Origin of the sequence: Francisella uliginis (genome assembly GCF_001895265.1) — a bacterium.
In the GTDB taxonomy this organism is placed as follows: domain Bacteria; phylum Pseudomonadota; class Gammaproteobacteria; order Francisellales; family Francisellaceae; genus Francisella; species Francisella uliginis.
This window is the reverse complement of sequence record NZ_CP016796.1, coordinates 1845250-1870659: the sequence shown is the minus strand read 5'-3', so window position 1 is coordinate 1870659 and position 25410 is coordinate 1845250. Positions and strand designations below refer to the sequence as shown.

Below are 25410 nucleotides of genomic sequence, written 5' to 3'. Positions count from 1 at the left end.
TTAAAATGAAAGATTATATTATTTTTGATAATGAAAGATTGATTGATTATATAAAGAATAACTCTTTAATAACACCTTGCTATATTTATGATACCAAGTTACTAGATGATACTTTTAGTAGAGCAAAAGTAGAATTGGAAAAAAAATTTAACAATGCTGAAATCCACTATGCTATAAAAGCAAACCATAATCCTGAAATCATTAGTTTTGTTAAAAAATATGATATGGGCATAGATTGTGTAAGTGGAGGCGAGATAAAAAGGGCTCTAGAACAAGGTATTGATCCAAGTCGTATTGTGTTCGCTGGGGTAGGAAAAGCAGACTGGGAAATTGAGCTAGCGATTGATTCTAATGTTTTTATTTTAAATTGTGAATCACTAGAGGAAATAGAAGTTGTAAATGAAATTGCTAGGAGCAAAGATAAGCAAGTAAATATCTGTTTAAGGATAAACCCAAATATAGATGCTCAAACACATCATTATATTAGTACCGGAGAATTTGATGATAAATTTGGTATTGCATTTGTCGATGTTCTTAAATGGTTAGAAAACGATTTTGCAAAGTTTAGTAATATTAATTTATTTGGCTTGCATTATCATGTAGGCTCACAAATTTTAAATTATCAAGTTTTCCAATCTCTGGCAATTACGACAAATGAACATATTAAGCTGTTACAACAAAAAGGAGTTAATATAGAGCATATTAATTTTGGTGGAGGCTTAGGCATTGATTATGAGAATCCCAAGCAAAATCCTATAACAGATTTTGAACACTTTTTTGCAAGCTTTGCTCAGTTCTTTGAATATAGTGATGATATTAAGCTTCATTTTGAACTAGGTAGATCATTAGTTGGTCAATCAGGAATACTTTTATCACAAGTATTATTTAACAAAACAACCCAAGAAACAAACTTTCTTATAATTGATGCTGGAATGACTGAGTTAATTAGACCTGCTCTTTATCAAGCTCAGCATAGGATAGTTGGCTTAGTCGATGATATACATAATAAGCAACACTATCACGTTGTAGGTCCTATTTGTGAGTCAAGTGATGTCTTTGCTAAATACTATCCTTTACCTAAATTAAAAAGGGGTGATCTAATAGCTATATATTCAGCAGGTGCCTATGGTAAAGTTTTATCCAGTGAATATAATTTAAGACCAGATGTTAAAGAATATCTTATTTAAGGTTTAATAATTTATGAGTTTATCTAATAAAAAGATTTCTACTTTATCGCTAACGATGTTAAATATCTCGGCGATAATTAGTTTAAGTTCCATCGCATATATGGCGACAATTGGCTTACAAAGTATTTTCTTTTACCTAATTGCTGCAATTACATTTTTACTGCCAACATCACTTATATGTGCAGAACTTAGCAGTATGATTACACAAAATAACGGTGGTGTGTTTAGTTGGGTCAAGGCTGGCTTGGGTGAAAAAGCCGGAGTGCTTGCAATGTGGCTAGAGTGGTTTAATAATGTGGTGTCATTTCCTAGTTCTGTAACGGCATTAGTTGCGACTTTCGCTTATATTGGCTTTCGAGGTTTTGCAGAGAATGCTCATACAAGTGTTTCCTTTTGGCTGGTAATGGTATGTGTATTTATCGCTATAAGTTTATTTAATTGTTTACCTTTGAGAAAAGTTGTTATTTTAAATATCGTTGGTGCGGTATTTGGTATGATAATACCCGGTATATTATTGATCTTGGGAGCAATTTACTTTTTAGTGACAGGTCAAAGTAATTTAGAGTATCATGGGGTTGGAGATATTTTACCAGCATTTTCTTTAGGAACTTATGCTTTATTAGTTAAAACTTTATCTTCATATTCAGGTATCCAATCGGTAGCTTTTCATATGACAAATATTGATAAACCAGAGAAGAATATTCCTAAGTCAATTTTGATAGCTACTTTAATAATTGTTTCTTTAACTATTCTAACAACAGTAGGCTTAAATATTATTATTCCTGTAAAAGATGTAAATGTCTTAAATGGTCTAATACAGGGTATTTCACAGGTTTTAAGTATTATTGGCTTAGGTGGTGTTAAACCTCTAATCGTTATAATGATAAGTATTGGGATGTTGGCAGCTTTAAGCACATGGGTTTTAGGTCCTGCTAGAGGTATGCAAACAGCAGCGGAACAGCAGCTTTTTCCGAAAATAATGGCCGGTAAAAACAGGTTTAATATGCCGGTTAATATGCTAATGATACAAGTATGTATAGTTATAGTATTGTCGACAGCTTTTTTAATAATGCCATCGGTTTATGCAGCTTTTGCTTTATTGATTGCGATTACTTCACAATTTACAGTAGTTACATGGATTATGGTATTTGTAGCAGCAATTAGACTTAGATTTACTCAGCCAGATACTCATAGAGTGTTTTATGTAGGTAAAAGAAACTCTAATTGGCTATTGGTAACTATGTCTTTGGTAGCAATATTTATGTGTTCTTTAGGCTTTATACTAGGATTATTCCCACCAGGGTTTTCACATGTTAAAGATATTTTACGCTATACTACTATTTTGATTATTGCAGATGTAATAATTATCGCAATTCCACTTGTGTGGATTTGGTTACATAGAAAAAGAATTGTGTAAAAATTGTAGAATTATTTTTGATTTTTTTATAGAATAATGATTATTATATGAATGTTTAAAATTATTTTAACTAATAACTTTAGCATCCTTATCACCTCCTTAAACTTTTTGAGAGCTTAAGGTTGTAGTAGTTGTTTTGATGTAAGGGTTTAACTACACACAACAGTTGTTAATCACTTGCAGCTGGCTGAGTTGGCCGACTCAGCCAGCACTTCAAAACTGAAGCTCGAACAGTAATGAAAACAAGGCATTGGGCTTTAAAAGCTTTAGTGAAATTTTATCAATTTTTTTCGGTTTTAAAATACTAAATAGTTAAATATTATTCTTGACTTTATAGAATGAATCTTAAGATGTAGATAGGGTAAGGATTATCCATATCCTTAATAAAAAATTTATTTTGCTAAAATTTCATCAGCAGCATTGTTTAGTTCTTTAACTGCATCCATTGATATTTGTAATTGTTCTCTTTTTTTATCAGAAATCTCAATTTTTGTAGGTCTTACACCATTTGCAGAGATCTCGGTAGGAACACCAATAAATAGATCTTCATCCAGAACGTACATATTTGCTTTGACTTTAGTAGCACAAAGTAAGATCATTTTTTTGTCTTTTAAATGGATTTTAGTCATTTGGATACTAGCAGCAGTTGAATTTAATTTTCTTGCTTTTTTTAATGAAAAGCTACTGGAGAGTGAAATGGTGGTTTTATATATTTTTTTCTAAAGTTAATAAAAATTCTTTCTTCTCTAATCCTCCTGTATAACCACCAAGTTTACCATTAGCATTAATTACTCTATGACAAGGTATAATTATAGGTAAGAGGTTCTTGCCATTAGCATTTGCAACAGCTCTAAAAGCAGTTGGTTTACCGATATTTATAGCTTCTTGTTGATAACTAATAGTTTTACCATATGGAATTTTTAATAGTTCTTGCCAAACATGTTTTTGAAATTCTGTACCTGTTAGTTTAAGTGGGATAGAGAATTTTTCTAAACTCTTATTGAAGTATTGATCTAACTCAAACTTAGTTTTTTCTAAGATATTATTTTTTTGAAAAGTGAGTTTTGCAGAATATGTTTTAAGAAGTTTTTCTATTGATTGAAGCTTTGAGTCTTTTATATGGCAGCAAGTATATAAATGTTTATTATCTGCTATAGCTATTATAGTCCCTATTGGAGTGTTTATTTCTTGTGCTGAAAAGCTATTTTTATAGTCATCTTTATTTATTAAAGCTAAATGATTCTTTTGTGTATCTTTGAGCATGCCTTTAGCCTATGTGAAGCTTTGATAGTTAAATATTAATTAACTTTATCGAGATTCTCTAGTTTATTAGGTGATTTGTCTTGATTGAACTGTTAGGAAGATTTATATTCTTATAGGTGATTTATAAATATAAGAGAAGGGTATAATGATGAAAAATTTTCTAAATAACTCATTTGTAGGGTTTGTGTCAGGCTTAATTAGCGCGATGGTTTTATATTTTATTTTTACCTTTGTTCGTCAACAAGGTATTGAGCTTGATGATCAGTTTAAGTATACGCTTTATCGATTAATGGTATGGGGAGGTGTATGGGCTATACTATTTGCTTTACCTTTATCAAAAAACATTCTTTTAAAAAGCTCTGTTATAGGCTTAGCTGTTATTTTCTTTAACTTTTTAGTTCTTATGCCATTATCAGGTAAGGGTATTTTTGCATCAAATGCAGGTGTGGAAGTTTTTGTTATGAATATTGTATTTAATTATTTATGGGCTTTATTAGCAGGTTTTATATATAAATCAGTAAGTCTTAAGTAGCTTTATAGCAAATAAAACTTATCAACATAATTTGAGTAATTATAAAGAATATATTTATATTCCTTGTTTTTCTTTAAATAAACCTTATATCTACTAATAGGTAAATTTTACAAAGATTAAATTTAATATATCTGTAAGTTCTTATAGATATATTTAGGAAAGTTTTAGGAGTTTAAAATATGGCGGATTATTATTCTTTACTTGGGGTAGGTAGGGATGCCTCAGATGCTGACTTAAAAAAAGCATATAGAAGACTAGCAAAAAAATATCATCCTGATGTTAATAAAGAGAAAGGGGCAGAGGATAAGTTTAAGGAAATCCAAACAGCATATGATGTTTTAGGTGATAAGGAAAGAAGAAAGCTTTACGATACATATGGTGAAAACTGGGATAAAGTTCAGCAAGGTGGTTTTGGCGGCGGCGGTCCTGGAGGAGGCTTTGGTGGTTTCTCTCAAGGAGGAGGATCTCAAGGCTTTAACTTCGAAGATTTAGGTGATATCTTTGGTGATCTTTTTGGTGGTGGCGGTCCTAGTGGCGGCTTTGGTGGTGCCCAACCAAGAGCTCGTAAAGGTGAAGATATAGATATATCATTACGTTTGAATGTTGAGGATGCTATAAAAGGTGGTAAACGTTCAGTATCTTATAGCTATCAAGAAGCCGGTGCTAACGGTATGCCTACTATGCAACATAAGAGTGTTGATGTAAATATACCACCAGCGATAGGTAATGGTAAAAAACTTCGCGTTAAAGGTAAAGGTGGTGCAGGTGTTGGGGCAAATGCTCCAGCGGGTGATCTATATATAAAAATAGAAATAGTAGATCATAAAAATTATAAGGTTGATGGTAATGATGTTTATGAGCATATAAATATCGCACCATGGGAAGCGGCTTTAGGAACTAGTTTAGAGATTGAAACACCTTATGGTAAGAAAAAAATGAAGGTTCCAGAAGGAAGTCAGTCAGGTCGTAAAATGCGTATAAAAGGCAAGGGTCTTGGCACTGGAGACTTCTATATAGTTTATGATGTTAAATTACCTCCTGCAGATACTGATGAGAAAAAAGAATTCTACAAACAAATGCAAGAAAAGATGAATTTTGATCCAAGAGCTTAATTATATCAATTCCAATACAAGTTCTACTTTCTCATTTTGCATTTCATAACATTTTCATACTTTTAATATTTGCTAATAGGCTTACTATTACCGACACATCAAGATCACAAATCAGACATAAACTATGTTATTATAAATATAGTCAATCCGATTGTATTGTGTACTTTTATGCGGTCATCCTGAACTTGGTTCAGGATCTCTTCACTTTGCCTAGGAGATTCCGGATCAAGTCCGGAATGACAGGTTTTATTTTACATAAGTCATTCGGATTAACTATATATTAATTTATATTGGTATTATCTTCCTTTTTGCCTTCTTCTATTTCCAAATTCAATTATAAAATAACTTGTGAGTATCAATAGACCTCCAATGATCGTGGATAAGTATATTTTCTCATCATTAATTATTCTACCAAAAATAGTCGCAAAGATGGGTTCAAATGAGAATATTACAGCTACTTCTGCCATGCTTAAATACTTTTGATAGGTATTTTGTAGGTAGTAGCAAACAATAGTTGTAATTGAGCAGAAGGCCAAAGAAACTAGTAAAATATAGTTTAATTGTAAATGCATAAAAGGTATATCTGAAATAAGGGGGATAGGTATGCCAAAGGCTATTTGTAGTATTATAAGTAAGCGTAAATCTTTGAATATTTCAGTATTGCCATCTTTTCGAGTTTCATAACTTAGATAAACTACAGATAAGGCATAAGCTAATGCACATAGTATTGACCAAAGATATCCAATAGTAAAGTTGTTGAAACTAGCTCCAGAAAGAGCATATATTCCAAATAGCGAGACAAATGATGCAACTACACTATAAATAGTTAAACGATCAAGTTTGAAAATACTACCAATAAACGGAATCATAATAACACTCAATGCAGTAAGAAAAGCAGATTCACTTGATGATACTGTATATAGGCCATGAGTTTGGAAGTAAAAGCTTAAACCTTCTAAAGAGCCAAAAATAGCACCGACTTTTAGCAGATATTTTTTATGTTTAAAGTTTGCTTTCATGATGATAGGTATAAAAAATAATAATGAAAGACTAAGTCTAAATGTTACAAATAATCCTGGGGAGATATAAGCTAGGGAAATCTTTATAAGAGGAAAAGTAGCTCCCCAAAATATAGTAACTATAAAAAGAGCTAATATAGCTTTTCTTTGAAGGCTCATATAAAAAATAAATCTTTAGAAAAAATATGCAGATAGTTTGCAGATATTATCCGCTAAGATCAAGAAAGAAATTATAGACTAGATAGATTGTTTTTTTAGTAATGTCTCATGTTTTTGCAATCTAGGTAGTCTTTGTTGCCCATATCAGTATCTAGCATTCCAGTATAACGTTCGAAATGAGCAATTCTACCCTGAGCTTTTGCCTCAGCGGTAGATGAACGGTCAGTATCACACTCTATACCACCATTAATGATATTGATGGTCATACCAAAACCAACATCACGACCTTTGCTTTTATCATCTGCACTAGGCTGCCATAAACCAGTTATAGCATCATGAGCAGATGGTTTAGGTGATTGGTGTGTCATCCAAAACCATAATGCAGATGTCCAGCCAATTTTGTTATCCTTAAGAACTAACTCAGGATGGGCAACTAGATCGACATTATTACCATTGGCAATGTGGCTATTATAGTAGTCTCCAAATAGTCCATAATTGTAGTTCCAAGAAAGTTGTATCATACCTCTACCATGATAAGATACTCCAGCTACAGAACGGTATGATGGACTAGTGTAATCACATTCTCCTGGATATTTAACACAATGCTGTTCTTCAGTGAAGCACAATCCCCAAGCCCATTGACCTCCATTATGTGCATTAGGCCATCCGCCAGTTGTTTCTTGTGATACATTTGCAAGGAATGCAGCTAACTCTCTTTTAGCAATTATAAGTTTATCATCTTGTGATAAAAGTTTACCATTAATTGAATCTGGTAGAGCATTAGGGTTAGCAAAAGCTGGGAATCCAGCTGCTGCTGCAATTAAGCCGTCATATAATCCTCTAATACCATCAGTTTTTGCCGTACAAGCACCATCTGTAGCGTTGGGGAACATAGCTTCAAATTCGCTAAAAGGTAGAAGCTCTTCTAATGTAGATCCTGTCTCTAGCTTTTCAACTGTTAAGTTGATACCTTGGGCACTCTGGTCTGCAACAAAAGATGTAGGAGATACTGATATGTCATATCCTTCGACAGAATCAACGACAACAGTCCATGTAGTACCATCTTTTGGAACTTGAGTATCAATTACAGAGTTATTGTTTATTGCTAATTCTTTAGACTCACCATTTTCATTAGATAAAGTTAGGGTTGTAGTGCTATCTTGAGGTAGCTGATCTCCATATACGTTTATAGAAATATTTGTTGTAGGTACAGCTTCTTTTGTGAAATCAACACTAATATTCGAAGAGTTGTGGTTATAAACAGTTATAGAATAAGGTTGACCAGGAGTATATTTATATCCATTCTCAGTAAACTCTGCTACCGTTAGTGTATAAGTAACACCTTCACTAGATGATGGTATATTATCCAAAGTTGTTGACTTGTTTATTTCAAGCTCACCACTACCAACAGAGTTACCTTCTGAGTCTGTAAGCGTATAGCTTGTAATAGGATTGCCTATAACATCTGCGCTAGCATCTATTCTAATAGAGCCTTCACCCTCTACAACAGGTACAGATTCTTTTTCAAAATTTATATTGATATTTGAAGAATTATGATTATAAACCGTTACAGGATATGTTTGATTTGGTGTATAAATATATCCGTCTTGAGTAAATTCAGTTATCCTTAAAATATACATGTTACCATTTTCAGATGATGGAATATCTTTTAAAGTTGTAAGTTTATTTACTTCAATATTTCCTGCCTTGACAATTTTCCCAGTAGAGTCTTCTAGAGAATAGTGAGTAGTTGGGTTGCCTATAACATCTGCTTTAGCATCAATATTAATAATACCCATTGCTTTATCATTTACAGCATCTTTCTCAAAGTTGATGTTAACATTTGATGTACTATTATTTTGAACGGTAACTGAATATGTAGCTTGACTAGGTGTGTAGTTATGCTCTCCTGTAGTAAAGTCACTGACAGTTAATGTATAGTTAACTCCTTCACTAGATGATGGGATATTGTTCAAAGTGATAGAGCTATTTATTTTAACGAAACCATCACTAACAATTTTGCCATTAGAATCTGTAAGAGCATATGAAGCAACCGTATTGCCTGAGACATCAGCTTTAGTATCAATTTTAACAGATCCCTCTTCTTGTTGAGGATTCTCATATTTGATGGAAACTGATTGATTGCTTTGATTACTAAGCTTAAATGCCGAAGGACTAGCAGAACCGTTAGCTCCATCAATAGCTGGAACTTTTATCGTAATACTCTCTATTGAGTTTTCTAGAGGTACTTCTAGATTGGTAGTAGAACCCCATTGAGCATTTGTTAATTCAGCTAATGCTTGACCATTAGCGTTAAGAATTAGAACGGTAGCTAATTTTTCAGAGTTTATAAAGTCAGGTTTAGCTGGAATTGCTACGGATACTGTTCCTTGATATGCTTCTTGGTTTACTACTTCCCAAGCAGATTCCCAATTTTGACCACTACCTGGTCTATACATATATGATGAACCAGAGCATCGTGAAGGAGATGTACAACGATAAAGCTTACCATTGCTTTTAACTATATCACCAGCACTATAGCTTTGTCCAACTACATAACTAGGGTAGCCTATTGGTGCAGGAGTTGGTGCAGGAGTTGGTGCAGGAGTTGGTGCAGGAGTTGGTGCAGGAGTTGGTGCAGGAGTTGGTGCAGGAGTTGGTGCAGGAGTTGGTGCAGGAGTTGGTGCAGGAGTTGGCGTTGGCGTAACAGGTTCATTTTCCGTAACAAACCATGCATCTTCACCATACATTCCACTTGGTCTATAAGCTGCTTGTTGGCACCATCCTGATGCTGGCCATGTTTTACACTGGTATGCTTTACCATTATCTGTTACTACAGATCCAGCAACGTAAGTTGATAGATCAGATTCTGACCATGCATCAGCTGCATTTGCTATAGAGAAAGATCCTATCCCTATTAGTGAGCATACTAAAAATGGAGTTAGTTTAAATTTACTTTTCATTCATTTACCCTTTGTTTATTAACTTATTCTAAATATCTTCAAAAAAATAAAATAACTTTATTAGAACCCTATATGATAACTACTTTTAGGAGTTTGTGTGTTTGTTAAATTTGATACATCTTGTTAATTTTTGATAGTTAAAAGGGTTGTTTATTAATGCATTAATATGTAATGTTCGGTTTTTTGAGAGGTATAGAGTAAAAAAATCAACTTAACATGAAATATAAAATTGAGTTTTGATTATGAACTTTAATGACTTTAAATATTTGTTATTGTTATAATTTAATTATTTTTATAAATTTTGTCTTTAAAGAGAGTTGTTGATGAAAGATGTCTCATTTGTGAAACAAGTAGGAGCAGTAGCTATAATAGCCGGCACTGCAGTGGGAGCTGGAATGTTAGGTATTCCTTTTGCAGTAGCAGCAGTAGGTTTTAACTATGCGGTGATGGCTTTATTCCTTGTTTGGATAATTATGTACGCAACAGCTCTACTAATCGTTGAGGCAAATATATCTCAGCCTTTAGGCACGGATATGGATTCGATTGCTAACAATATATTAGGTAAGCCCGGTAGAGTATTAAATTTAGTTTTTTATTTATTGCTTTTATATTCGTTACTTACTGCTTATATTTTTATGGGAGGTCAACTTTTTAAAACATATATATTTAGCTGGGTTGGATTGGCTAATGTTAATGTGGCAAAAGCTTTATTTTGTTTAGTTTTTGGTTTTTTTATATATAAAGGTATTCGAATTGTTTTTAGAGTTAATGAATTGTTTTTAAGCCTGAAAATCCTAGCATTTGTTTTGTTTATAGCCTTTGTTGCTCCGAGTATACAAGTTACTCTTTTAGAAGGAGAGTCATTAGGTGAAGGATATATTTGGTTTGCTATACCTATCCTTGTTACCTCATTTGGTTTTCATATTGTTATTCCAGCAATTAGAAATTATTTTGAAAATGATAGGGTTTTTAAAAGAACTATTGCAATAGGAGCTCTTACGCCTCTACTTATTTATTTAGTGTGGGTTGTGGCTACTTTAGGTACTGTGAGTCTATATGGTCAAGGAGGATTTATTGAGCTTAGTGCTACAGGAAAAACTCTAGCAGCAGCTTATGAAAATTTAGGCCAACATAGTTCATTAATTTTTATAAAATTATTTGAAAATTTTGCAATTATCACATCTTTCTTAGGTGTTGCATTAGCATTATTTTCTTTTAATAGAGATCTTTATAGCATTGATACTGAGAGAAAAATCAAAAAACTTTTAGTCCTTGTTATAACATTAGTGCCTCCGTTAATATTTGCAATGTATTTTGTGAATAGTTTTATAGCGGCTTTAGGCTATGCAAGTATATTTGTAGCTGTCTTACTAGTAGTTCAGCCAGCTATGATGGTTTGGGTAGTTAGAACAAAGCAGTTGAGAAATAACTTTATAAGTAAAATATACCTTATAATAATATTATTTAGCGGCTTGAGTATTATAGGATTGCAATTATTAGTAGCCTTTGATAGATTACCACATATATAATTTCATTAACTTTTAAATCTTTTAATTATTTTCTTATGAAGAAACCTAGCTTTGATATAAAAAAGAAACCTAATATGGTGAATAAATCTACCAACTATAGATATAAAAAAACTCCTAGCGTAGAGAGTTTTAGTGTTGAAAAACTTAATCAGTTCTCTGATGAGTTAGTTGAGTTATTTAAGCTTATTCAAGCTGTCAGACATGATAGGGTAAACCTACAAGAAGAATATAATCAATGTCGTCTAAAATTAAATAATGATAGGATGAATTTAGAGTCTGAGATTATAAAAATAAAAAAACATTATAATTCTAAAATATCAGCTTTGCAGGAAGAATATAATTCGGTAAAATCTAATAAAGCTATTGAACTAACAAAAGTTAGAGAAAACTAATAAATACAAAGTTAATCGGACAGTCGCGCTTTTATTAAGTGAGGAAAGTCCGGGCTTTATAGAGCAAGATGCCAGATAACATCTGGGAGGCGTGAGTCTACGGAAAGTGCAACAGAAAATATACCGCCTTAAATTTTTTAAGGTAAGGGTGAAAAGGTGTGGTAAGAGCGCACCGCACTGGTGGCAACATTCAGTGGCATTGTAAACCCCATCTAAAGCAAGACCAAATAGCGTTACTAATGCGTTGCTCGCGCAGTAACAGGGTAGGTCGCTTGAGTTTACTGGTGACAGTAAACCTAGATAAATGACTGTTTATTACAGAACCCGGCTTATAGATTGACTTTGTATTTTTATATAAAAAGTGGGTATTTATGCAGGTTATTGACTCTAAACTTTTAGACAGTGATGGTCGGATAAGGGATGAGCTCTTAATTTCTGAGCTTAAAAGCTTTTATAGTGATGATAAGTTTGGAATTATAGCTGCAGCATTAGAGCTCTTGAAAGTAAAAAATGCTGAGTCAATACGACATCCTACTGGGATTAACTCTTTCTTATATGCTATTGAAATGGCATATGTCTTATTTAAGATTAAGGCTGATGAAGAATCTGTTTCGGCAGGAATACTCTATGAATTATATAATTTTGGAGATATTTCAGATGAAGAGGTAGAGCAGACAACCAACGCAACTGTTGTTAAAATTCTACAAGGTGCTCGTAAGATGTCAGCGATTAGAATGTATCGCTCAGATAATATTTCTCTTGAGCAAATTGATACATTTAGAAAAATGCTATTGACGATAATAGAAGATGTAAGAATTGTGCTTGTCAAAATTGTTGATAAGTTATGTACAATTCGACACCTAAAATCTTTGAATGCTAAAACTCAGCGTGTCATTGCTCGTGAGACATTAGATATCTATGCACCCTTAGCGAATAGGCTTGGGTTAGGTGCTATAAAATGGGAACTTGAAGATAGAGCTTTTTTCTTTTTACAACAAGATCAGTATAAAGAAATTGCTAAAAAACTAGGGCTAACTCGTAAGCAAAGAGAAAGTTTTTTAAATGATGTTATAGCTCAACTAAAATTAGCTTTGAAAAAATATGGTTTAAATGATGCTATACAGGGAAGAGTTAAGCATATATATAGCATATATAAGAAGTTAAAAAAGAAAAATTATAAAAGCCTTGATGAACTATATGATATTACGGCAGTCAGGGTTGTAACAGATAGTGTTGATGAGTGTTATAAAGTTTTAGCAGAGGTTAATAATCTTTTTTCTCCGATACCAGAAGAGTTTAGTGATTATATTGCAAATCCAAAACCCAATGGTTATAAATCAATACATACAGTTGTACACTATCAAGATCAAAATGTCGAAGTACAAATTAGAACGCATAAAATGCATGAGGAGTCAGAGCTTGGTTTTGCTGCTCATTGGCGTTATAAAGAGGGAGTTAAGTTTGATGCTTCATATGAAGCAAGAGTAGCATGGTTAAGATCTCTACTAGAATGGGAAAGAGAGATTAACGATGATGATAGCGACATTACTAAAGAACTTAATAAGAGACTGTACATATTTACTCCAGCGAATGAGTTAATTGATCTAGCGGAAGGGTCTACTGTTTTAGATTTTGCTTACTCTGTTCATACAATGGTTGGACACCGTACTAAAGGAGCTAAGCTAAATGGCAAGATAGTCCCACTGACAACTAAGTTAAGCACAGGTGATAAGGTTGAGATTCTAACCCAGAAAGAACCAAATCCAAGTAAAGATTGGGCCTCTGAAGGGCTAGGATATTTATCTTCAGCTCGTAATAGGTCTAGAGTTATAAAATGGTTTAATGAGCAAAATAAAGAAGACAATATAGCTCTTGGTAAAGATAGACTTACTAAAGAGCTTAGAGGTTATGATCTTAAAGAAATTGATTTTATAGAAGTTGCCTCTAAGTTTAATATGAAGAGCAGTGATAGTTTATTCGCTGCTATTGAGAATGGCACAGTTAGAATCAATAGTATAGTTAATCATATTATTGATATTTATTCAGCAGAAGAAAAACTTATTAAGAAGCAATCTAGAGCTACAGTTGGCAAACCAAAAGCCTTAAAAATTCTTGTTTCAGGCTTTGATGGTATGAAATATGAGTTAGCTAAATGTTGTCAGCCGGTATACCCAGACCAGATACAAGGTTATATGAGTGTTTCAAAAGGAGTTGTTATTCATACATCTAATTGCCCTAATCTAAGACATTTAAGAGAAAAAAATCCAGAGAAGTTTATACATGTGGAATGGGAAAAAGATTAAGTTTTTAAGATGAATATACAGGCTTATGAGCTTGATTATTTACTGACTGCGCTAACCAGCCATTTTTAACGAAAAATGTAACTTCATTTACTGAGTGAATATCCATTCCACTAGATGTTTGTCCTGCAATACTTAGTTTAACCTCTCCAGGATTAGGTCTTGGTATATTCCATTGTCCTTTCTGATAGCTTGCTGGTATTGTTGAGCCATTTACTACAAATATAGGCTTATCATCCTGAGGAATTTCAGGTGTAGTTATTACAGGAATATTTTCTTCTTTATTAAAAATATTAGCATCTTGTTTAGGAGATATTATTTTGACTTCTAAATCACTATTTTGATTATCATTCCCAAGAGTTTGCATATTTTTTTCAGCTAGAGGAGAATTTGAAAGTTTTTGTACGTCAGATTGGTTGATATTCACAGTTTTTGAGTTGCTAGCAGCTTTGGCAATGCTTTTTTTACCTTGAGGATTTATTACGGTTGGCTTACCAACTTCTATAACTTTATAATCAACATTGCCACTTGGCTTTGTTTCTGAGAAAACTACATTCCCAGTTTCTGATCGCCAAGAGTAGACTTGAGATGTACCATCATTTGCAAAAACTAAAGTGGAGTATGTTGCAAATATCAAAGTTAAGATGGTTTTATTAAATTTTGACATTTATTAAGCTTTTGATGTAATACCTAACTTAAGTATATATAAAATTATTTATAATCAAAAGCATTTGTAAATGAATTTTACCTGCCAAAGACTTGTTTTCTGTTAAAGTTAGTTTCTTGAGTTGAGTTTATAGTTTTATGATCTTTAGTGCTGCCCCTGACAGCAATACTAACTGGTCCAGGATTAGGCCTGTTAACTTTCCATACACCATTTTCAAAGTGGGCTGGGGTCGGTATTCCATTTAAAACAAAAATAGGATGGTCTTCACCTGTAAGAGTAGGCTCTAAGACTATTGAAAGTTTTTCATTGTGTATAAATCTATTTTCTCCATTTGCAGGAGAAATTATTTTAACATTCAAAACTCCATTTGGTTTATTATCGTTAGCAGAGATGGTATTTGTCTGCTCTTGAATGTACATGTTATTTTGCTTAAGGGAAGCTAATTGTTTCTCTGCTGGGGATTTTGCGTCAACTTCATTTTTAAAATGTACCCCAACTTCTTCATATTCTTCTTCGAAAATAGGAGCAGTTTGTGAAAATACAGTGCTACCATCTTTTGCTTTCCAAGTATATATACTCTCATCTGCGTAGCTAATACTAATAATTAGTAAATTAACAATTATCAGTGTTGAAATATTTTTTAAATAATTCATATATCTTTAATTTCTAAAAAACTTTATATTTATCATTATATATGTTTTTATATTAATAATAATCATTTCATTGTTAAAACTTGTGGGAAAGATATGATTACTCTTGATTATGTGCTTTATGATTTTATATCAAACATTCTTTTATTTTGTTTTGCATTTTTTGCTTTTAAGCAAATAAGGTTTGCCTGGATTTTAGTTTTATGTAGTTTAGCAATAAAAGTTTTTATTTATGGCAAATATGGTCTATCAAGCTCTCTTATTTACTTATCTGCACAGATAATTGTGTCAGTCTTGGCTGGACTTGTTTGGTTTAAAAATCCTGAGTATGAAGCTGCATCGTATAATAAGCAAATAGTAGGTCTAGCAATATCTATAGTATTTGTAGTGGCATGGGTAATACTGATGTATACATATATAAATCCTGCAATAATTAACTATGAAGTTTTATTTAGTTTTGATTATTTATGTTATATGTTATTTGTCATAGGCTCTGTTTTAATTGCGTTTAGGATGTCTGGTGGTTTATTATTTATTGCCGTAGAATTTATTAGCTATGCTGTAAGCTATGCTAATTCAGCTATGGCTATTAAGTCAGCTCCTGCGCATATTCAAGAATTTATACCTTATTATTGGGCTTCAGCGGTATGTTTGTTTGTTGCCGGTATTTTACTCGTTACCTCTTATACAAATGTGAAGAGAAATAGGTACTTATAAACTATAAATATCAAATCTATTAGTTTTTCCTTTAAGCTGCGAAGAGGGCTTTTTATTACAAAGAAGTCCAGCATGTATAGGTCTTTTAACAATGACCTTCTTAGCTTTTTTTGTCTCAAGAATATTTTTTAGAAGTAGAGAGTTATGGTTTTCATCATTAAATGCAATTTCGTGTAGAACTTGCATACCTTGTTTGACTTTTGCACTTTTTCTACGAGGAGGAAACATTGGATCAACGTATATGCAATCAAATATCTGATTAGTAGTTAGTATATATTTATTGCTATCTAAATTAACTAATGTAATATTTTTTGCTATGTGTGAGATAGAGTCAACATGCGATGCTCTGCGTAAGGCATCATAAAGTAGCAAATATATATAAATATCTTTTTCTATAGAAGTAACTAGATGTCCTCTAGATGCTAGGGTAAAAGTATCTCTACCTAAACCGGCTGTTGTATCTAAGACTCTTAATTTTTCCTTTGAGCGTCCTTCTATGGCTTGAACAACACTACATTTTTTTGATTTTGGATCTATTCTATTAAGAATTTCATTACTGTTGAAATCAATAAATAGCTCTTGGTTTTTATTAGAAAGCTTTAGTATGTTATTATCATAATAAAGATATTTGTCTGCTTTTGAATGATTATATTCAAAGCTATTTTCTATAAGTTTATCAATATGGTTTATTGTTGACTGGTCGAGAATATTTACTATCATTATTTTTTCTTTGCTCGAGGATGAGTATTATCAAAAACATCTGCTAATTGTTGGAAGTTTAGGTGTGTGTAAATTTGTGTACTAGAAATATCAGCATGCCCTAATAAATCTTTTACCGCAAGTAAGTCTTTAGATGAATCTAAAACATGGCTAGCAAAAGAGTGTCTAAGCATATGTGGGTGTATATGTTTTGTCGCATATTTTTGAGCAAATACTTCTAATCTTTTTTGAATAGATCTATTTGTAAGGTGAGTACCATTTTGGGAAATAAAAAGATAATCAGATTGTGGGTTAAAAGAGCCTCTAATATCTAGCCATCTTTTTAGGCTTATTAGTGTTTTAGAACCAAAATATACTACTCTTTCTTTATCTCCTTTACCAATAACTCGAACACTTTTATTTCCCATATTGATATCTTTGATTTGTATTGAAGATAACTCACTAATACGGATACCACAGCTATATAGAAGGTCAAAGCTAGCAATATCTCTAGCTTCAAGATCATTGCATGGAGCTATATCAAGTAAATATGCTAATTCATCTATGTTTATTGCTTTAGGAAGTTTCTTCTCGCCTTTGGGTGCTTTTATACCTAAGGTTGGATTTTTTGCTATTACTTCATTATTTAACAAGAAATTGAAAAAGCTTCTAATAGAACTAATTTTGCGTTGTATAGTTTTACTTGAATTTCCTTGAGAATGAAGTTTTTTTATCCATATTGAGATATCATTGTAGCTTAGATTTATTATAGGTCTATCATCCAGAGAATTATTTAGTTGGATTAAATCTCTTTTATAGTTGTTAATAGTTTCTTTAGAGTAGTTTTTAAGGTATAAAAGGTTATTTAGAAAGTTGTTTATATGCTCTATATTAGACATGTTGAATAATTAGCTTAAATTATAACGCATAGTATAACTATTACACCAGATGTAAAGGAAATTAGCCATAAGCTTTTATACCTTGATACGCTATAGTTAAAAGTTTCACCAAGATTATTAATTTTAAGAGCCATAAGAGCAGGCATTATCATCAGTAGTACAGCAATTGATAATCCAACACACGTCATGGCATATATGAATATGTCAGGATCAAGTTGATTTATAATTAAAGGTACAGCAAATGTTAAAAGTGTAGCTATCGAATAACCAATAATTTTTTTTGCTTTATATAGCTTGTATGTATCAAGGTTAAAGTGGAATAATGATAAATTAACACTTAAAAAAGATGTCATAATTGCAACATATGTGAATATATGTAATACAGCTGATGTAACTGGGGTTCTGACTTTATCGCCTAAAGCCGTTAAGATATCTCCAATATTAGCTTTATCTACAGGAATATGATTAAATATCGAATCCATAAAACTTACAGGGCCATGCAAAGGTAATACACCTAAGATTGTAGAAACCCATATTATGTATAATATAAGAGGTATAATGCTGCCAATTATAATTATCTTTTTCATATCTTTAGCGTTTTTATTAAGATAATCAGATAAAGCAGGTACAATGATATGAGAAGTAAAGGAAGTTGTAAAAACAGGTATTGCAATAACAAGTGATGCTCCAAGATCAACAGGAGCTACAAATAGGTTCTTTGCTTCTATATATTTATTAAAAACAACGCACAATATTACTAGGACAAGTATTTTTAGGATTATGAAAAATCTATTAGCATAATCAACAAACCTTGTTCCAAGTACTACAATGCTTCCAAAGATAATTACAAAAAGTAAAGAGGATATGTTCTCATTGATGTTTGGAAATGTTGTTGATAAGGATGATGCCGCAGCAGAAATATATGCTGTACTTATAAAATACATTAACACAAGAAAGGCTATACTAGCAACAACGCCGCCAGCTTTGCCGAGATATTTCTCAGCGATTGTTTTAAAACTGCTTCCATAAGGCATAGAGCAAGAAATATCCGCTATAACAATAGCAGTATAAGTCATTATGCTCCATACTAAAATTATAAGTATAGAACCAATTACAAAACCAAGTTTTGCTGTGATTATAGGTAAAGCTAAAATGCCGCCACCAATCATAGTGCCGACGATAATCATTATAGATCCTAGAATCTTGATAAAACTGTTTTGTGAGTTATTCATTTATATATTCTTAGTCGTTATTAGTGAGTTGGTTGCTCAGTTTGTTGAGCTTTTTTCTGCATATAAATTGCATCGAAATTAATTGGTGCTAAATTTAAAGGTAAAAAACCACCTTTCATAATTGAAGAGTCAAGAACTCTCTTAGCATAAGGGAATAATGTATTTGCACAATATGTATTAAGTACTGATTCAATTTGATCTTCAGGCATATTAGTTATTGTGAATATCCCTGCTTGAGTAACTTCAACGATATATGCATTTGCTTCATTGTTTTTTGTCGTTACAGTAACAGTTAAATCAAGCTCAAAATTCTCTTGGTCAAGTTTTTTAGTATTAATGTCTATATTAAAGTCAGAATTTGGATTCCATTGATCTTTGAAACATTCTGGTGAATTAATAGTTTCAAGAGAAATATCTTTTGTGTAAACTTTTTGAATTAAGAATGAAGGTTGGTTTTCATTGTTTTGCATAGTTTTTCCTAGAAAATTTATAAGTGTATATCTCAAAAATTATAACAAATTAGAAAAGCTTATGTAATAAATTAAGATTTTTTTAGTTCAAAAAGCTCTGTACACGACAAAAAAAGTTGAGTTAGCTGACTAAAGCCTTATATATTCATTATTTGGAACAGATGAAAAAGCACCTTAATCAGCTAACAGGAAGTTTATCTAAAATATTTGATTGGCACAAGTCAAGAATAGATTGCTAAGGCTGTTGAGTTAATCTAAGACCTTTTTCATGTCTCTTAATCTTGAGTATTTTTAGAGAAATCTGACTTTAAAATCCTTATTTTGTGTTTCATATCGGCATTTTGTACCGATATGAATACACCTATCCTAGTTAAGCCATTAAATTGACAGCTTTTAATGCGTTAAAACATATAGCTTTTAACAAAGCTTGTGCATTTACTTTTACTGTAGAGAAGTAACTAGCTCTAGTAAAGTTAAACTTTCTTTTCATCGTGCCAAAGCATTGTTCAACCTTATATCTAACTTTAGATATAAGAATGTTTCGTAATTTTTGTCTCTTAGTTAGTGGTTTATTTCTAACTGCTTTTTTAAGTACACGATTATTAATTTTGTTAGCTTTTAGTAATTCTCTATTAGCAGCAGTATCATATGCCTTATCTGCTAATAACTGTTTACAGTTAATATCTTCTAACATTGTTTCTAATCTATGAGCCTCATAGACTTCTGCTGACTCTGTATGTATTGTTTGTATGAAACCATACTTATCATCTACACTAGCAAAAACTTTATAGCCATAATGACTCTTATTACCTTTCTTAATCCATCTTGCATCTACATCTTTACCATATGAAATATCAGGAATAGAGGTTTTGTCTTCTTTTCTATCTTCTACTGGATTATCCATATGCTTATTAGGTCTGCCTGCAGATTCACTAAGGTAGCATCTATAATTGCACCTTTGGCATTATTTATCGATAAGCCTAATGCTTCTAGCTGTTTGTTAAATTCTTTAAGTAGCCTTTTATATTTTTTCTTTTCTATTAATAAGTTTCTGAACTTATTAATAGTACTATAATCAGGTAAGTTAGACGTTGGCGTAAAACCTGTGAAATACATGAAATCAATTCTTAGCCTTAAACTAGATGCTAATTCTCTATCGCTTAGACTATACCACTGCCCTAGTAACAAAAGTTTAAACATCATTATACTATCATAGGCGGGTCTACCTTGCCTTGTCATATCTTGAGTATAGATACCTTTAAGTGTTTTCCTAAACTTTTCAAAGGTAACTAACTTGTTTAGCTTTACAAACTTATTATCACTACCTAATGATTCTTCTAATCCTAAAAAGAAAAAATCCATAACTGTTAAAATATAAATATCTACTGCTATAGCTATATTTTACAAAATTCATAAATTTATTGGCAGATTAAATCAACAGTCTTTTGCTTTAGCAATCTATTACTTGGACTAATATCAGCTCAAACTGTTAATCTATCGAAGATAGCTAGATACTTTAAAAATAATAATCTGATAGAGTCAAACTATAGAAGAATCTACCGTCTTGAAAATCAAGCACTAAATTGCATATTTTGCTTAACCATAGCATTGAGAGTTACAAGCATTTTTCTCATAACAGCAACTATAGCAACCTTTTTGATTTTACCATTTTCTAATAAACGATTATAAAAATCCTTCATCCTAGAGTTAAACCTAGTAGCTACTAATGCAGCCATATACAATGTTTTGCGTACTTTAGAGCGACCATACTTAATTGCAGAATAGCCGCTTTTCATACCACTCTGATTTGTAATAGGTGCTACACCAACTAAAGCAGCTATTTCTTTATTGTTAATTCTGCCAATTTCAGGTAAATCACATACAATACAGCAGGCAGTATTTGCACCAATACCAGGCATCGATGTTAATATGTCAAACTTGTTAGCTAGTACTTTATCTTCATTTATGATTGCCATCATGTGTTGCTCTATTTTCTCTATCTCTTTCTTCAGGTATTTAAGCATTCTTTCACTCGATGATTTCAAGATTTTATCTTTAACCAAACCTAAACGACAAGCCTCTTGATGATGAGTCTCTTTAAGCTGACCTAGGCGAGAGCTTAGTGCATTCAACTCTAGATCTTGATCGCTAGGTAAGCCTCGTATATCATCGTCTTTAATAAACGCACCATAAGCCTTTAGTACTTTTGCATCTATAGCATCAGTTTTTGCTAAACATCCCATGGCTTTAGCAAATGAAACCACCTTGTTAGGGTGAGCTATGTGGACTTTTATGCCAAAGCTTTCTAAACATTTTGCTGGCAGAACTTCATAACCTCCAGTACTTTCTAATACTGCTAAAACAGCTTCGTTTTCTTCAAAATGCTTTTTTATGAAAGAGTTGATGCTACTCTTTTTCATGGCTATACGCTTAACTTTGCCTTTATCGCCATAGCAAACATCTATCCACTTTTTTGATATATCTATTCCTAAATACTTTATTGTTTTATCTGTCATGTTTGGTATCCTTTTTATTAGGCTCATAATCGCGGGATTGTACATTCGGTCTTTGATGACCTTTCTACCGTTCGCGTTTTAAAGTCGTGATTGAGATGAGCTTTTTGATTCTCACGGTTTTCAATAACCAATCCAAGGTCAAAGTCTCATCTCTTTCTTATATTTTATCAAGGATGATAGAATACAAGATTAATCACTGTTTATAAGATACAATCCAAAACTTCTTCAAGGAAGTAGAGTTTGATATTAATGATATAGCCCAATTCAGTATACAACATCTTTTATCAACTAAAGATAAATTATATCTAATTCTTGATAGGACAAACTGGCAGTTTGGAAAAACAGATATAAATATTCTAGTTCTATCAGCTGTGTATGAAGGTATAGCAATACCATTATATTATGATTTATTAGATCATAGAGGTAATTCTGATTCTGGATTTAGAATAGATTTAGTCAAAAAGTTTATTGCTAAATTTGGTAAACAACGTATTGGTTGTATATTAGGAGATAGAGAGTTTATAGGTCAAGACTGGTTAAGTTGGTTAGAATCTCAAAGTATTGATTATGTTGTTAGAATCAAAAACAACCTTATGACAACTAACACTAGAGGTTTCAGCGCTAAGGTCTCAACACTATTTGATGACTTAACTGTTCATGAGCATAAGGATCTTAGAGATCAAAGAAGTATTTGTAACCAAAGTGTTTATCTATCTGGCACTAGATCGCATACTGGTGAACTACTTATTGTAGCTAGTAATTCCAATAGTATAAAGAGACTGATACCTATTTATGGTATGAGGTGGGAGATTGAAAATTTATTTCAAGCTTTTAAGGGCAGAGGATTTAATCTAGAAGATACTCATTTGACTGATACTAATAAAATATCAAAGTTAATAGCTTTGATATCTATAGCCTTTGTATGGGCTCATAAGGTTGGAGAGTATAAAGATGCTAAAATAAAACCTATTCCTAGAAAAAAGCATGGAAGGTTGCAGAACTCTTATTTTAGGTATGGTTTGGATATGATTATTAATGCAATTCAAAAGATAGCTTTCTCTGTAAAAGACTTTTCTCTTTGCTTAAGAGTACTCAATAAAACAAATAAGGAACTCAAAATATGAAAATCATCGTGTACAGAGTTCAAAAAGTATATTTAATGCTTCAACAGGAGTTATATTGTTAATATCAATATTATCAAGTCTTTCTTTTAATAAATCTGATTGATTTGAATTATCGAAGTTTAAACAGGCTTGAGTCTGGTCGATATCTTTTATAATAGGTTGCTTGTTTTCGAGTTTATGTAAGTTTTGCTTAGCAGATTTTAGAACATCTGAAGGAATACCTGCTAATTTAGCAACTTGTATTCCATAAGATTTCTTTGCAGCACCTTCTACAGCCTTGTGCATAAAGTAAATATTGTCTTTGTATTCTTTAGCTTCAAAATGAATGTTTTTTATATTTGAATATTTATTTACAAGTTCCGTAAGCTCGAAATAATGAGTTGCAAAAAGTGTAAAGGCACCTATTTTGGCAAACTTTTCAGCACAAGCTTCTGCTAATGATAAACCATCAAAGGTACTAGTTCCTCGACCTATCTCATCCATTATGACTAAAGAATTGCATGAAGCGTTGTTGAGGATATAAGCTGTTTCTGTCATCTCAACCATGAATGTAGATCTGCCACTTGAGATATCATCTGAAGCACCTATTCTTGTATATATGGTGTCAATATTACAAATATCTGCATAGCTTGCTGGTACAAATGACCCTAAATGCGCTAGAAATATTAACTGAGCAACTTGGCGCATATATGTCGATTTACCACCCATATTTGGACCTGTAATTATTTCAAGCGTATGAGTATCTTTTGTTAGAGAAGTGTCATTTGGGATAAAAGGTTCATCAATATTTTGCTCTATAGCAAGATGGCGAACCTCTTTGAGATCTAATTTACCATGATTGTTAAAGCTTGGTTGCTTAAGGTTTAGTTTGATAGCTCTTTCAGCAAAATTAGCTAGAACGTCTATTTGGGCAATATTCTCGGCGGTCTGTTGAATTTGGCTGTAGTACTCTAACACTTTTTTTAGTAGAGAGTCATAGATTAGTTTTTCTCTAGCTAGGGCTTTTTCTTTTGATGAAAGGATTTTATCTTCAAAGTCCTTTAGCTCTTCTGTTATGTAACGCTCACTAGCCTTTAATGTTTGTCTTCTAGTATATTCAGTAGGAACTTGATCGGCATATTGTTTAGATAGTTCTATATAGTAGCCATGCACACGGTTATAGCCAACTTTAAGAGTGCTAATGCCTGTTTTTTGCTTTTGTAATTGCTCAAATTTCAATAAGAAATCATAAGAGTTATCTTTTATGCTTTTAAGTTCATCAAGTTCTTTATCAAAGCCTTCTTTAATAACGCCGCCATCGCGGATAGTTACAGGAGGATTATCTATAATAGCCTTATCTAAAAGTTCTACCAATTGATCAAGTTGATGTACGCCATTATTTAAGTTTTGTATTTCATTAGTCTTTTTTTCAGATAAAAGTGCTTTGAGTTTTGGCAACTGTTTAAGTGAGCTTTGTAGTGAAACTAAGTCTTTAGGTTTTACAGTTCCTAAGGCAACACGTGAAATTATTCTTTCAATATCACTAATATAGCTAAGAACTTCTTGAAGCTTTAAGAAATGATGGTTCTCTTTAAAGCTATCAATAATATTATGACGTGAGTGTATTTTACCTAGATCTTTAGTAGGGTTTCTAAAATATCTTCGTAGTAGTCGACTACCAAGGCTTGTTTTACACTTATCAATAATATTTAGTAGGCTACTTTTGGAGTTATTATCAAGCTCAAGATTTATTCTGCTATTAATATCGATATTTAGTATTTTCTCATCTTCGTTAAAGCTAATATCTGTGATATGTCTCGGGGTATCTTTAAGCGTGCTAGCAAGATATCCAAGTATTGAGCCTATAGATACTATCTGCTCAGCTTTGTACTGCTTTAAAATATTGGTTGCTAAACTTACATCAAGAGAGTCTGAAATATGTTTTTTTGCTTCAAAGTTGCTAAAGAACCATTCTTCTAAAACTTTAATAGGTTTTTGGAATATATCTTGTTCTTTAAGTTCTTTAGAATTAGTAATAATTTCTTGAGGAGAAAGTTTTAAGACCTCATTTTTTAATTCAATTAAATTGTTTATTTTATTTAATAAGAATATTTTACCTTGAGTGTAGCTAGTATAAGCTAGATGATATTTATTGTTTTTTACAAAAACACTTAGCAAAATACTATCTGTATTAGTATCTAGGAAAGCTTCTTCAGAAACTGTTGCTGGTGTTATTATCCTTACAACTTGTCTTTCTACAGGTCCTTTGGAGCTATTAGGATCGCCTATTTGTTCACATATTGCTATAGAAAGTCCTTTTTTGACAATTTTTGCAATATAGCTCTCTGCCGCGTGATAAGGAACACCAGCCATTGGTATTGGACCACCATTAGATTTACCACGAGCTGTTAGTGTTATATCTAAAAGATCAGCAGCTTTAGTGGCATCATCAAAGAATAGCTCATAAAAGTCTCCCATACGATAAAATAGTAGTATATCCTGGTATTGGGCTTTGATTTTCAGATACTGTTGGATCATAGGTGTATGATGAGAAATATCTTGCATAAAATTAATCTAGAATATT

General features: G+C 32.1%; 22 protein-coding genes, 1 other RNA gene and 2 pseudogenes. 11 read left to right on the top strand and 14 right to left on the bottom strand.

The features are described from left to right. Positions 1-5 precede the first annotated feature (5 nt). Positions 6-1187, top strand: a complete 1182-nt coding sequence (lysA, locus tag F7310_RS08670; RefSeq protein WP_072713199.1) for a diaminopimelate decarboxylase — start codon at positions 6-8, stop codon at positions 1185-1187. Between the two features lie 13 nt (positions 1188-1200). Continuing rightward, positions 1201-2604 (top strand): APC family permease, encoded by a 1404-nt coding sequence (locus F7310_RS08665; protein ID WP_072713198.1) that lies wholly within the window; start codon positions 1201-1203, stop codon positions 2602-2604. Between the two features lie 392 nt (positions 2605-2996). Here F7310_RS08665 and F7310_RS08660 read toward each other — a convergent pair. After that, positions 2997-3248, bottom strand: a pseudogene (locus F7310_RS08660) (malate dehydrogenase); the annotation flags it as partial. A 61-nt stretch (positions 3249-3309) separates the two neighbouring features. Beyond that, positions 3310-3867: a methylated-DNA--[protein]-cysteine S-methyltransferase gene (locus F7310_RS08655; protein WP_072713196.1), complete on the bottom strand. Its 558-nt coding sequence runs from the start codon at positions 3865-3867 to the stop codon at positions 3310-3312. A 148-nt stretch (positions 3868-4015) separates the two neighbouring features. Here F7310_RS08655 and F7310_RS08650 point away from each other — a divergent pair, with 148 nt between their 5' ends. Next, positions 4016-4399 carry a membrane lipoprotein gene (locus F7310_RS08650; RefSeq protein ID WP_072713568.1) on the top strand — a complete coding sequence of 128 codons (384 nt, stop codon included), beginning with the start codon at positions 4016-4018 and terminating at the stop codon, positions 4397-4399. A 179-nt stretch (positions 4400-4578) separates the two neighbouring features. After that, the gene (locus F7310_RS08645) at positions 4579-5511 is read left to right on the top strand and encodes a DnaJ C-terminal domain-containing protein (RefSeq protein ID WP_072713195.1); all 933 of its coding nucleotides are present in this window, start codon (positions 4579-4581) and stop codon (positions 5509-5511) included. 296 nt (positions 5512-5807) lie between these two features. Here F7310_RS08645 and F7310_RS08640 read toward each other — a convergent pair whose 3' ends face one another. Together F7310_RS08640 and F7310_RS10415 are read right to left on the bottom strand one after the other, a co-directional pair. After that, positions 5808-6689, bottom strand: coding sequence for a DMT family transporter (locus tag F7310_RS08640; RefSeq protein WP_072713194.1), 882 nt, complete (start codon positions 6687-6689; stop codon positions 5808-5810). A gap of 95 nt (positions 6690-6784) precedes the next feature. Beyond that, positions 6785-9652: a glycoside hydrolase family 19 protein gene (locus F7310_RS10415; RefSeq protein WP_084645223.1), complete on the bottom strand. Its 2868-nt coding sequence runs from the start codon at positions 9650-9652 to the stop codon at positions 6785-6787. Between the two features lie 323 nt (positions 9653-9975). Here F7310_RS10415 and F7310_RS08625 point away from each other — a divergent pair, with 323 nt between their 5' ends. The 4 genes from F7310_RS08625 to F7310_RS08610 all read left to right on the top strand — a co-directional run bounded on the left by F7310_RS08625 (position 9976) and on the right by F7310_RS08610 (position 13876). Beyond that, entirely contained in the window at positions 9976-11181 is a 1206-nt protein-coding gene (locus tag F7310_RS08625; protein ID WP_072713193.1) for an amino acid permease, read from the top strand. A 35-nt stretch (positions 11182-11216) separates the two neighbouring features. Further along, on the top strand, positions 11217-11573 hold the full coding sequence (locus F7310_RS08620; protein ID WP_072713192.1) for a hypothetical protein: 357 nt from the start codon (positions 11217-11219) through the stop codon (positions 11571-11573). Positions 11574-11580: 7 nt separating this feature from the next. After that, positions 11581-11921: RNase P RNA component class A (rnpB, locus tag F7310_RS08615), an RNA gene on the top strand. Between the two features lie 23 nt (positions 11922-11944). Beyond that, on the top strand, positions 11945-13876 hold the full coding sequence (locus tag F7310_RS08610; RefSeq protein ID WP_072713566.1) for a RelA/SpoT family protein: 1932 nt from the start codon (positions 11945-11947) through the stop codon (positions 13874-13876). A 4-nt stretch (positions 13877-13880) separates the two neighbouring features. On the opposite strand, the gene F7310_RS08605 is transcribed toward F7310_RS08610, so the two are convergent. Then, positions 13881-14540 (bottom strand): DUF4124 domain-containing protein, encoded by a 660-nt coding sequence (locus F7310_RS08605; RefSeq protein WP_072713191.1) that lies wholly within the window; start codon positions 14538-14540, stop codon positions 13881-13883. Positions 14541-14617: 77 nt separating this feature from the next. Further along, on the bottom strand, positions 14618-15193 hold the full coding sequence (locus tag F7310_RS08600) for a DUF4124 domain-containing protein (RefSeq protein WP_072713190.1): 576 nt from the start codon (positions 15191-15193) through the stop codon (positions 14618-14620). A gap of 93 nt (positions 15194-15286) precedes the next feature. Between F7310_RS08600 and F7310_RS08595 the strand changes: the two genes are divergently transcribed. Then, complete coding sequence (locus F7310_RS08595; protein WP_072713189.1) at positions 15287-15907, top strand: hypothetical protein; 621 nt, start codon at positions 15287-15289, stop codon at positions 15905-15907. Here the strand turns inward: F7310_RS08595 and F7310_RS08590 are convergent. From F7310_RS08590 to F7310_RS10705, 6 genes are all read right to left on the bottom strand, one after another. Further along, positions 15902-16627 (bottom strand): class I SAM-dependent methyltransferase, encoded by a 726-nt coding sequence (locus tag F7310_RS08590; RefSeq protein ID WP_072713188.1) that lies wholly within the window; start codon positions 16625-16627, stop codon positions 15902-15904. The genes F7310_RS08595 and F7310_RS08590 overlap by 6 nt on opposite strands. Then, positions 16627-17505 (bottom strand): site-specific tyrosine recombinase/integron integrase, encoded by an 879-nt coding sequence (gene xerA / locus F7310_RS08585; RefSeq protein WP_072713187.1) that lies wholly within the window; start codon positions 17503-17505, stop codon positions 16627-16629. The genes F7310_RS08590 and xerA overlap by 1 nt, the downstream gene beginning before the upstream one ends. A 14-nt stretch (positions 17506-17519) precedes the next feature. Then, positions 17520-18737, bottom strand: coding sequence for an amino acid permease (locus F7310_RS08580; RefSeq protein WP_072713186.1), 1218 nt, complete (start codon positions 18735-18737; stop codon positions 17520-17522). A 20-nt stretch (positions 18738-18757) separates the two neighbouring features. Further along, entirely contained in the window at positions 18758-19207 is a 450-nt protein-coding gene (gene secB, locus F7310_RS08575; RefSeq protein WP_072713185.1) for a protein-export chaperone SecB, read from the bottom strand. 370 nt (positions 19208-19577) lie between these two features. After that, on the bottom strand, positions 19578-20111 hold the full coding sequence (locus tag F7310_RS10710; protein WP_236939860.1) for a transposase: 534 nt from the start codon (positions 20109-20111) through the stop codon (positions 19578-19580). Beyond that, positions 20096-20569 (bottom strand): transposase, encoded by a 474-nt coding sequence (locus F7310_RS10705; protein WP_236939859.1) that lies wholly within the window; start codon positions 20567-20569, stop codon positions 20096-20098. The genes F7310_RS10710 and F7310_RS10705 overlap by 16 nt, the downstream gene beginning before the upstream one ends. A gap of 69 nt (positions 20570-20638) precedes the next feature. On the opposite strand from F7310_RS10705, the pseudogene F7310_RS10865 reads away from it, so the two are divergent. After that, positions 20639-20764 (top strand): annotated as a pseudogene (locus F7310_RS10865) (IS4-like element ISLpn9 family transposase); the annotation flags it as partial. Positions 20765-20778: 14 nt separating this feature from the next. On the opposite strand, the gene F7310_RS08560 reads toward F7310_RS10865, so the two are convergent. Continuing rightward, entirely contained in the window at positions 20779-21723 is a 945-nt protein-coding gene (locus F7310_RS08560) for an IS110 family RNA-guided transposase (protein ID WP_072711322.1), read from the bottom strand. 212 nt (positions 21724-21935) lie between these two features. Between F7310_RS08560 and F7310_RS08555 the strand changes: the two genes are divergently transcribed. Next, entirely contained in the window at positions 21936-22847 is a 912-nt protein-coding gene (locus F7310_RS08555; protein WP_084645155.1) for an IS4 family transposase, read from the top strand. Positions 22848-22850: 3 nt separating this feature from the next. On the opposite strand, the gene mutS is transcribed toward F7310_RS08555, so the two are convergent. Continuing rightward, positions 22851-25391: a DNA mismatch repair protein MutS gene (mutS, locus tag F7310_RS08550; RefSeq protein WP_072713184.1), complete on the bottom strand. Its 2541-nt coding sequence runs from the start codon at positions 25389-25391 to the stop codon at positions 22851-22853. Positions 25392-25410 lie beyond the last annotated feature (19 nt).

Bases quoted from the DNA above. Each gene is read 5' to 3' on its own strand.
- F7310_RS08650 (WP_072713568.1), top strand. From the start codon at position 4,016: ATGAAAAATTTTCTAAATAACTCATTTGTAGGGTTTGTGTCAGGCTTA.
- lysA (WP_072713199.1), top strand. From the start codon at position 6: ATGAAAGATTATATTATTTTTGATAATGAAAGATTGATTGATTATATA.
- F7310_RS08620 (WP_072713192.1), top strand. From the start codon at position 11,217: ATGAAGAAACCTAGCTTTGATATAAAAAAGAAACCTAATATGGTGAAT.
- xerA (WP_072713187.1), bottom strand. From the start codon at position 17,505: ATGTCTAATATAGAGCATATAAACAACTTTCTAAATAACCTTTTATAC.
- F7310_RS08665 (WP_072713198.1), top strand. From the start codon at position 1,201: ATGAGTTTATCTAATAAAAAGATTTCTACTTTATCGCTAACGATGTTA.
- F7310_RS08600 (WP_072713190.1), bottom strand. From the start codon at position 15,193: ATGAATTATTTAAAAAATATTTCAACACTGATAATTGTTAATTTACTA.
- F7310_RS08605 (WP_072713191.1), bottom strand. From the start codon at position 14,540: ATGTCAAAATTTAATAAAACCATCTTAACTTTGATATTTGCAACATAC.
- F7310_RS08645 (WP_072713195.1), top strand. From the start codon at position 4,579: ATGGCGGATTATTATTCTTTACTTGGGGTAGGTAGGGATGCCTCAGAT.
- secB (WP_072713185.1), bottom strand. From the start codon at position 19,207: ATGCAAAACAATGAAAACCAACCTTCATTCTTAATTCAAAAAGTTTAC.
- F7310_RS08610 (WP_072713566.1), top strand. From the start codon at position 11,945: ATGCAGGTTATTGACTCTAAACTTTTAGACAGTGATGGTCGGATAAGG.
- F7310_RS10710 (WP_236939860.1), bottom strand. From the start codon at position 20,111: ATGGATAATCCAGTAGAAGATAGAAAAGAAGACAAAACCTCTATTCCT.
- F7310_RS10705 (WP_236939859.1), bottom strand. From the start codon at position 20,569: ATGGATTTTTTCTTTTTAGGATTAGAAGAATCATTAGGTAGTGATAAT.
- F7310_RS08640 (WP_072713194.1), bottom strand. From the start codon at position 6,689: ATGAGCCTTCAAAGAAAAGCTATATTAGCTCTTTTTATAGTTACTATA.
- mutS (WP_072713184.1), bottom strand. From the start codon at position 25,391: ATGCAAGATATTTCTCATCATACACCTATGATCCAACAGTATCTGAAA.
- F7310_RS08655 (WP_072713196.1), bottom strand. From the start codon at position 3,867: ATGCTCAAAGATACACAAAAGAATCATTTAGCTTTAATAAATAAAGAT.
- F7310_RS08625 (WP_072713193.1), top strand. From the start codon at position 9,976: ATGAAAGATGTCTCATTTGTGAAACAAGTAGGAGCAGTAGCTATAATA.
- F7310_RS08580 (WP_072713186.1), bottom strand. From the start codon at position 18,737: ATGAATAACTCACAAAACAGTTTTATCAAGATTCTAGGATCTATAATG.
- F7310_RS10415 (WP_084645223.1), bottom strand. From the start codon at position 9,652: ATGAAAAGTAAATTTAAACTAACTCCATTTTTAGTATGCTCACTAATA.
- F7310_RS08590 (WP_072713188.1), bottom strand. From the start codon at position 16,627: ATGATAGTAAATATTCTCGACCAGTCAACAATAAACCATATTGATAAA.
- F7310_RS08560 (WP_072711322.1), bottom strand. From the start codon at position 21,723: ATGACAGATAAAACAATAAAGTATTTAGGAATAGATATATCAAAAAAG.
- F7310_RS08595 (WP_072713189.1), top strand. From the start codon at position 15,287: ATGATTACTCTTGATTATGTGCTTTATGATTTTATATCAAACATTCTT.